General features: G+C 51.0%; 7 protein-coding genes and 1 pseudogene. 5 read left to right on the top strand and 3 right to left on the bottom strand.

Features of this window, described 5'->3' with window-relative positions; genetic code table 11:
• The 3 genes from IQ260_RS23100 to IQ260_RS23090 form a co-directional block, all read left to right on the top strand.
• Positions 1–744, top strand: a 744-nt coding sequence (locus tag IQ260_RS23100; protein WP_193995439.1) for a glucosaminidase domain-containing protein, incomplete at its 5' end; no start/stop codon positions are given.
• Between the two features lie 190 nt (positions 745–934).
• A complete protein-coding gene (locus IQ260_RS23095; RefSeq protein WP_193995438.1) occupies positions 935–2,077 on the top strand; it encodes a SpoIID/LytB domain-containing protein in 1,143 nt (380 codons plus the stop codon).
• Positions 2,078–2,121: 44 nt separating this feature from the next.
• Positions 2,122–2,592 (top strand): hypothetical protein, encoded by a 471-nt coding sequence (locus IQ260_RS23090; protein ID WP_193995437.1) that lies wholly within the window; start codon positions 2,122–2,124, stop codon positions 2,590–2,592.
• A gap of 182 nt (positions 2,593–2,774) precedes the next feature.
• On the opposite strand, the gene ilvB is transcribed toward IQ260_RS23090, so the two are convergent.
• A complete protein-coding gene (ilvB, locus tag IQ260_RS23085) occupies positions 2,775–4,622 on the bottom strand; it encodes a biosynthetic-type acetolactate synthase large subunit (protein ID WP_193995436.1) in 1,848 nt (615 codons plus the stop codon).
• A gap of 257 nt (positions 4,623–4,879) precedes the next feature.
• On the bottom strand, positions 4,880–5,407 hold the full coding sequence (locus tag IQ260_RS23080; RefSeq protein WP_193995435.1) for a hypothetical protein: 528 nt from the start codon (positions 5,405–5,407) through the stop codon (positions 4,880–4,882).
• Positions 5,408–5,815: 408 nt separating this feature from the next.
• On the opposite strand from IQ260_RS23080, the gene IQ260_RS23075 reads away from it, so the two are divergent.
• Both IQ260_RS23075 and IQ260_RS23070 read left to right on the top strand, forming a co-directional pair.
• Complete coding sequence (locus IQ260_RS23075; protein ID WP_193995434.1) at positions 5,816–6,145, top strand: late competence development ComFB family protein; 330 nt, start codon at positions 5,816–5,818, stop codon at positions 6,143–6,145.
• 245 nt (positions 6,146–6,390) lie between these two features.
• Complete coding sequence (locus IQ260_RS23070) at positions 6,391–7,890, top strand: sensor histidine kinase (protein ID WP_193995433.1); 1,500 nt, start codon at positions 6,391–6,393, stop codon at positions 7,888–7,890.
• A 43-nt stretch (positions 7,891–7,933) separates the two neighbouring features.
• Here the strand turns inward: IQ260_RS23070 and IQ260_RS23065 are convergent.
• A pseudogene (locus tag IQ260_RS23065) lies at positions 7,934–8,303 on the bottom strand (3-beta hydroxysteroid dehydrogenase); the annotation flags it as partial.

Genomic DNA, 8,303 nt, shown 5'->3' with positions numbered 1-8,303 from the left:
ATCAACGGGGGGCGCTATGACGAAAAAGGCATCATCGTTAACAACAATTCCTACGTCCCCATTGACCTCGCTGACCGCCTCGGCGTTGATCTATCTAACAATGAAGAGATTCGCCGGGTTCGCTACGGCAATGTAGTCTATGTCAAAACCGTAGATCTGCGAGACTTTAATATTTCCATTGGCTGGGATGCCGCTAGCCGCACCGTACAGCTTAAATCCCAGTCCGCTTTAGGGATTTGCCCAGGGTTAATTGACCAGATTATGGGGCATGGCAACACGTCTCAGGTCAACCTGATGATGTTTCTCAAAAATAATAACGAAGCCGCCCTCCAGAACTTTCCCGATCTGCCCAAAATTTACCGCGAAGAAGGGGTGATCGAGGGGGTGAACTATGACATTGCATTTTGCCAAATGTGTGTGGAAACGTCATTTCTACGCTTTGGTGGGGATGTCAAAGCCTCGCAAAATAATTTTGCCGGTATCGGCGCTATTGGTGGCAATGCTGCCGGGGCCTCCTTTGCTAGCGCCCGCGTCGGGGTCAGGGCTCAGATTCAGCACCTTAAAGCCTATGCCAGCAAGGAACCCCTAGTGCAAGAGCTGGTCGATCCAAGATTCCGGTTTGTGAGCCGAGGCAGCGCCGTCCTGGTAGATCAGCTCAGCGGTCGCTGGGCCGCAGACCCCCTCTACGGCAAGAAAATCATGGCCATGGTGCGACGGCTATATGAGTCGGCCAAGCTACTATGAGTAGATGCGGTGGCCTGTAATCCTGTACATATAGTTGCAGACAGCGGCCCCTTCAAACTGTTATTATTCATTGCTAATCCCGTTGGCAAACTGTCATATGCCAACTGGCACATCATTCCTGTAGACGTTTACGCTGGAAACACTCAACGGGCACTCTAGTGCTGGCTGCTCCTATTCCTGACTATCTGCCATGAATAATATGCTTTCCTGGTCTCTCAAACGTTTGGTCCTAAACCGTCACAGCTGGTGGGTAGCCGTACTATGGCTCATGTGGATCCTACCGGCCCAAGCCGCAGAAATACGTGTGGCGGTGCGCAATAATACCTCTCAGGTACAAATTGGTAGCTCAACGACAGGTGTAGTACGCGACAGCCGAGGGCAAACGGTGATGCAGCTGCCTGAACTCCAGCCGCTAACTGTCAATGGAGACAACGGCCGCTTGGAACTGTTGGGCGATCGCAACAGTTTTGGTGCATCCAGCACGTTCTGGCTAGAGCCCTCAAATGGTGGCGTAGTGTGGATTGGGGACCGCTGGTATCGCGGCAAAGTCAAGCTAGTGCCGGGCGACTATGGCGTCACGGCTGTTAATTATGTGGATATCGATGACTATCTCTACAGTGTTGTCGGTAGCGAAATGCCCACTAGCTGGCCCCAGGAGGCGCTGCGATCGCAAGCCGTAGCCGCCCGTTCCTACGCCCTATATCACCAGGGCAAAGCCAGCGGTCGTTCCTTCGACGTCAACAGCACCCAGTCATCTCAAGTTTATAAAGGTCTCCAAGGCGAAGCTCCCTCTACTCAGGAAGCCGTTGATGCCACAAGCGGCAAAGTTATCACCCACGGTGGCCGGGTCATCGAAGCCGTATTTCACTCCTCCTCCGGTGGCCATACCGAGAATTCCGAGCATGTCTGGTCAACCGCCGTTCCCTATCTCAAGGGCGTTCCTGACTTTGACCAAAATGCCCCGGTTTATAGCTGGCGAGCCCAGTTTTCTCTCGAAGACGTAGGCGCCCGCATCGGCTACCCTGGCACCATTTCAGCCGTGGAAGTGCTCAGCCGCAGTCCTAGAGGTCGCGCCAAGCGGATGACCATCATTGGCAACGCTGGCACCCTGACGGTGACCGGTAACACCTTCCGTCAAAAGCTAGGTCTGCGCAGCACTAAGTTTGACCTATCCGTTAGTCCCACCGGCATTTCAGTCGCCGGCAATGGCTTTGGTCACGGTATCGGCATGAGTCAGTGGGGGGCTCGCGGTATGGCCGAAAGCGGGCAAAAATATGACAAAATTCTGACCCATTTTTACAACGGTACTCGTTTGGGTTCAATGAACGATTGACGCCATTTTCCCATGATATACAGCCATATATTCTAGAAAATAAGGTGCCTGTCCCCTGCTATGACGAAAACGTATGGCGGGAGTTTATGCGAGACAAAGGCAATATTCTGCTAGCCCAAGATACGATAGGCGAGTTTCATGTGGTAACCGTTTTCTTGGGATTTAATCACGGTACGCTGGCAAAACCTAAGTTTTTTCAAACAACATGCTTTGGCACTGACGGGGAAAACCATCCAAGGTATTCAGAAACCTGGCAGCGGGCTTGTTTAGAACACCGTGGAAAAATTGCCTGTGCTCAAGCATTAACCAAGTTTGCTGCCGAGAAGGCTGCTGGTATTGAGCGGTCATTCAAATTTATTGATTGCAAATTTGCTCCCGGAGAAATTCAGTTTCTACTGGAGTCGGAAGCAGATGCTGTACAGATGATGCCGACGAGTCAAAAACACTGGGAACGCCGAGGACAAATGGTTGTGTTTTTGATTCATCCTAAAACACAAAATATGCGATTCAAATAATATTGGTCAGCATCACCGAGATAAGCTTATGCGATTGCACATAGAGTGCATGAACAATAGTCTGATGAATGCTTTAGTAAGAAAGTTGCATTTGGACCAGCGGGGAGTATTTGGCCCGTAATCAATGGCTTTACCCATGACTACTTTGGCCTATCTCACCCCTCCCGCTGGTTCCATTGACCTTACAGCTTTGTGCCACACTCAGAACAGAAACGGTGGGTGGCCTTGTTATCACTGCCGCAGCTGCTACAGTGAACCACTTCCACCGGACGCTTAGTTGCAGGCTCTGCTAAACCAACCATCTGGGAGTTATTTTTACCGGGGGGCACCATGGGATAACAGTTCTCATCCCGACGTACCCACACATCCAACAGCACCGGACCATCATGGGCCAGCATGTCAGCAATGGCCTGATCTAATTGCTCAGGCTCTTTCACCACGATACCCTTAACACCAAAAGCCTCGGCCAGCTTTTCAAAGTCAGGCATCCCCACTTCCATATTGGATGAGGCATAGCGCTCACCGTAGAAGCCTTGTTGCCACTGACGTACCATGCCCTGCCAGCCGTTATTAACAATAACTGTTTTGACTTTGATGTTGTACTGCGCCAGCGTCGCCAACTCCTGCAAATTCATTTGGAAACTGGCATCGCCACTAATGCAAATGACCTGGTTTTCACCTACGCCCATTTGTACACCCAGTGCGGCAGGCATACCATACCCCATGGTGCCTAAACCAGCACTAGAGATCCATTTACGTGGCCCGTTTTGGAGAAACTGCGCTGCCCACATCTGATGCTGACCCACATCAGTGGTGTAAAAAGCATCGGGAGCCTGACGACCCACTTCAGCAATCACCTGTTGGGGTGACAGCTGATCGCTGTAGGTGGGGACTTTGAGGGGATAGTCGGTTTTCCATTGATCAATGCGGGCTCGCCACGCTCCGGTTTGATCAGCGTCAGCAGGCTGAGCGAGACGGGACAGCAGCTCGGTCAACACATTCTTCACATCACCCACGATGGGGACATCCGGCACCTTGCACTTACCGACCTCGGCTGGGTCAATGTCAATGTGAACAACCTTGGCGTGCTGAGCAAATTTTTCTAAGTTACTAGCGACTCGGTCATCAAATCGAGCCCCGATGGCCACCAGCAGATCGCACTCACTCACCGCGAAGTTAGCGTAGGCAGTGCCATGCATCCCCAGCATCCCGACCGAAAGGGGGTTTTGTTCATCAAAGGCACCCTTCCCCATCAGGGTGTTGGTCACAGGGATTTGGAAATGCTCGGCCAGCTGAGCAATTTCGGCATGGGCACCGGATATGACGGCACCGCCACCGACATAGAGGAGTGGCTTTTTGGCGGCTTTTAGAAGTGCGATCGCATTGCCAATCTGCCGGGGATTGCCCCGCGTCGTGGGCTTGTACCCTGGAATTGCAACTGAGCGCGGCTCGACCGGAACATAGTCAAATTCTTCTAAACCAACATCTTTGGGCACATCGATCAACACGGGCCCCGGACGACCAGACTGGGCAAGATAGAACGCCTCAGCTACGATTTCCGCCATCTGACGCGGATCGCGCACAACATAGGAATGCTTAACAATCGGTAGAGTGATGCCAAAGATATCCGTCTCCTGAAAGGCATCACTACCAATGGCTCCTCGGGCCACCTGCCCGGTGATTGCCACCATCGGCACCGAATCCATCTGGGCAGTGGCAATCCCTGTAACCAAATTCGTTGCCCCTGGCCCAGAGGTAGCAACACATACACCCACTTGGCCAGTGGCGCGAGCATAGCCGTCAGCCGCATGGGAGGCCGCCTGCTCATGACGCACCAAAATATGCTGAATATCTCCCCGCTGCTCAAACTTATACAGCTCGTCATAGACCGGCAGTATTGCGCCTCCCGGATAGCCAAACACATGGCTGACACCGTGGCGAACCAGGCTATCGATGAGGGCAAAAGCACCGGTCGCTCGTTGCATTACCGAGCTTGCTTTAACAGAGGGCATTACAGACGTCGAAGTCATGGTGTTTAAAGGCGTCAGATAGGGAAATACAGCCGCAGAAATGGTTGTTATTGGTGGTCTATTTTACAATTACACTCTAAAGAATTCGACAAACTTCATAGAAAAACGGATTTCTGTCAGTAGCTGTTCATATCGTTGTAGAGGCTTGCAAGCAGCCCTAAACGCTTCCTCAAACGGTAGTTGGGCGTTGTGGTACTCAAGAATGACGTCACTTATCCATGACATATCCACACCAGTCTGTACCAGAGATTTAACCGTTATCCTCCCCCCGGCGACATCAACGCAGCACAGATAAATTCTAACGCTGTCATCGAACCCACCTTAGTGTCGATAGCCCCCATCCCCTGACTCAATTGGGGCGACTGCCAGATCGATAAATGATCCACCGCAGGGTGAGCATAAAAATAGCCTTTACTCTGCACAGGTGAAGGAAAATACGTTGTGCGGTGGGTCCACCCATCGTGACTCACACGATAAATCGCCAAGTCACCCACCAGAGGCATACCCCAGCCATCCACCGCAATCATGCGTCCCTGACCACCCATAGCCTGCCACGTCAGTAATAAGGGATAAGCCGCAACTACGCCAGCGCTAAAGGCAACTATCTGTAGCTCCGCAGCTAGCTGCGGACGCTGTGGTGAGGCCAGCAACCAGGGAATAGCTCTAGACGATGCCCCAATAGGTAATACCCACAACCGTTCTGGCGTAATCGCACCTAACAAAGATTGTAAAAAGGAATGGGTTAAATCCGGCGAGTGATAACCAGGGCAAATTAGAAGCTGCATAGCTTTACCTTAGCGGCCCAGATTGCAACAAAGCGGTTATAAGGTAAAAAAATATGTCGACAGCTGTTAATTATTTTTAGCATTTTAGACAAGCTAAGTTTATTTTTCAGGCAAATATTTAGTCTTTATTAAAGATGTTGGTTTCCGGATTCAGGGTGGGAAAAAATAACATTAGTTTTGGTCGGGGATCATCTATATAAAAGCGATCCCCGACATTAGCTTGAGCGGGTCTCAGGGGTCTATCTCATTTGCTTAAGGCAGTTTATGACTCCCTAGTTTGCCCTGGCTCAAAGGTAGTTAGAAGGATGTGTATTGGCAATGATTTGGCAATACATAAGATATTGCCAATACGCAAATCCTGAGTTCTCTACCTATCTCTCAATCCTCAACTAATCGGAGATCCTTACAATGGCCAACACTCTCATTAATATCGCCCTGCCTGTTGTCAATGAAATTATCGATGATGTGTTAGCTGCTGGCCCCTCTGCGTCCTATCGAGAAACGTTTACTAGCTCTGATGCTCGCGATAGGCTAGCGACGTTTGTGCTGAGTCGTTTGCCTGCTCGCTACATGACGGTAGCGGATAATGAATGTTCTCTAGACCTACCTAGAAACTGTTACTCGGCGGAGCAACATCGCCAAATTCGCCAATTGGTGCACCAAGGTATTCAAAAGGTGATTACGCGCCCAGTGGCACTCACCTCAGAAACACTTATTCCGTCCACTTGGTTCGGCTAACGTCATTCTTAATAAATTGAGTATGCATCCTGGTAAGCCTTTGTCCATGGGTAGTTGACGGCTTACCAGTTTCTATATAGAGTCTGCTCAATTATGCGGTTAATCTGCAACTCCACCCGTGACGTTCGGTTCTACGCCATAGTCACAAGGGGAAACTTACCAGTAGTCTCTAAGGAGATGTGTTGTCCGTATCAGTCATCAAAAGCTGAGGCATGACACCACACACCACATGCATCTAGGGGCTCATGGTGGAGAAGTTTTTACCCACAATTAGTAGTTTAGTCGCGTTGGGAGAACTGGGGGCAGAATCAACGGAGTGGGATGTCCTGAATACTGGTAGTCCGGTCCACCAGCACCAGGCAGAGCGAGCTGAAACGGAATGGCAGGGAGCGGTTTCATCCCTGGGGCATCTCTTACAGCAAACCCTTCCTCACCGTAGTATTGCGAAACCCTCTCGAGCATCTGCCAGCGTGTCTCGCAAGGTGGCTAAACAAGGCCCGGCTGGTTTATTAATCAGTGGTCCTTTTCCTGTACTTGATGCTCCAGAGCTGACGATACAGCTATCTAACTGGGTGTTTATACCGCCGCCGCTAGACCAGCTGTCCCAAGCATTTTCCCAGCTCATGCCTGCTGATGAGAAACCCCTTGTAGAGACTGCCGCTGCTCGCATTCTGCCTTTAATGGAGGGCGATCCCCTCGCAGGGGAGCAATTTTGTTTGCTACTTACGGAGCGGTTTAGTGTCGTGCTTGTGCTCGGTCGTGATGCAGAGGATGAACTCCGGTTTCAGTTTTCGTTTACACCTGCGGTGATTAGTCAGGTGTGGCAATTATTGCGATCGCGCATAGTACTCACCACCCCCAAACAGCTAGATTTTATCGATCCCTTAGTCAAAACATTTACCCCCACCGAGCCAGATTACCGAATTGTCAGCCAGTTTAGCCGGTGGCTGCTCTCCTCTCTACCCGCCCCTAAATCTAATCCAGTTGTTGAGCGGATCATATCGCCCCCAGATGAATCCCATTCCTCCAGCAGCAGCGATCCCTATGGCCTAGACACTGAGTTACTCAAGGCCATGGCCCATGAAATTCGCACGCCCCTGACAACGATCCGTACATTGACGCGCTCCCTCATTCGCCGTCAGGACTTAGTCGATAAGGCAAAACAGCGCCTGCAGCAAATTGACAATGCCTGCACTCAGCAAATTGATCGATTTAATCTCATTTTTAAGGCTGTGGAACTTGAAGCCGCCACTCAGCAAGCTCCACGCTCGCCCCTCACCGCCACGGCTCTAAGCGAAATTATTCAATCCGCCATTCCCAAATGGGAGCAAGCCGCTGCCCGTCGCAATCTTTCGCTTGAGGTCAAACTGCCTACAGACTTGCCCATGGTGGCTAGTGACCCAGCCCTTTTACAGCAAGTACTCACGGGTCTAGTGGAGCTATTTACCCATAGCGTTGCCCAAAAAGGGCAGATTCAGCTGCATGTCATGGCCGCTGGCGATCAGCTCAAACTCGAATTCCAAGCAGAGGTTGGTCCAGTCTGCGACCAACACCGACCCGCCCTTAAATCCCTGGGCAAGTTACTCATGTTCCAGCCTGACACAGGGGGACTGAGCCTAAATCTGCAAACCACCAAAGCGCTGTTTACAGCATTAGGGGCCAAGCTGACAGTCCGCGAACGCCCAGGCGGTGTTACCTGGATGGTGTTTTTACCGATTGAGACTGCCGACTATCCCATCGTATAAGATCGCTTGTAAGCCCAATGTCTACAGAAATAGTCTGGCTCAATTAGAACGGCAGCTTTCTCTTGCTCTCACGTCCGCTTTCAAAGTCAAGTTCTTTCAGCTTCTTGAGGATGCGGTTAAAGTATTCACCCATATACTCTTCAACCGTAGTGATCTCGGACTTATCTATCCCAAAAGTACTGTAAACTCCATCCATATCAGCATCTAGAGGCTCGCTCCCCGCACTCACCTCAGCAAAGGCAAGCCGGTCGGCAAACTGCCATCCCCATTGGAAAAAGTTAGCAAAGTTGCGAACACCTCGAAGCAAACCCAGAGACATCGTGGAAACTTTAGCATCTTCACCCGATAGGCGCTCACATAGCCTGACTAGTTCATAGCCACCCCAGGCCCTAGTACCAGCCAGGGGAAAGGAG

The organism is Leptolyngbya cf. ectocarpi LEGE 11479 (assembly GCF_015207065.1).
Classification (GTDB): Bacteria; Cyanobacteriota; Cyanobacteriia; order Phormidesmidales; family Phormidesmidaceae; genus Leptothoe; species Leptothoe ectocarpi.
This window is presented reverse-complemented; position numbering and strand designations above follow the sequence as displayed.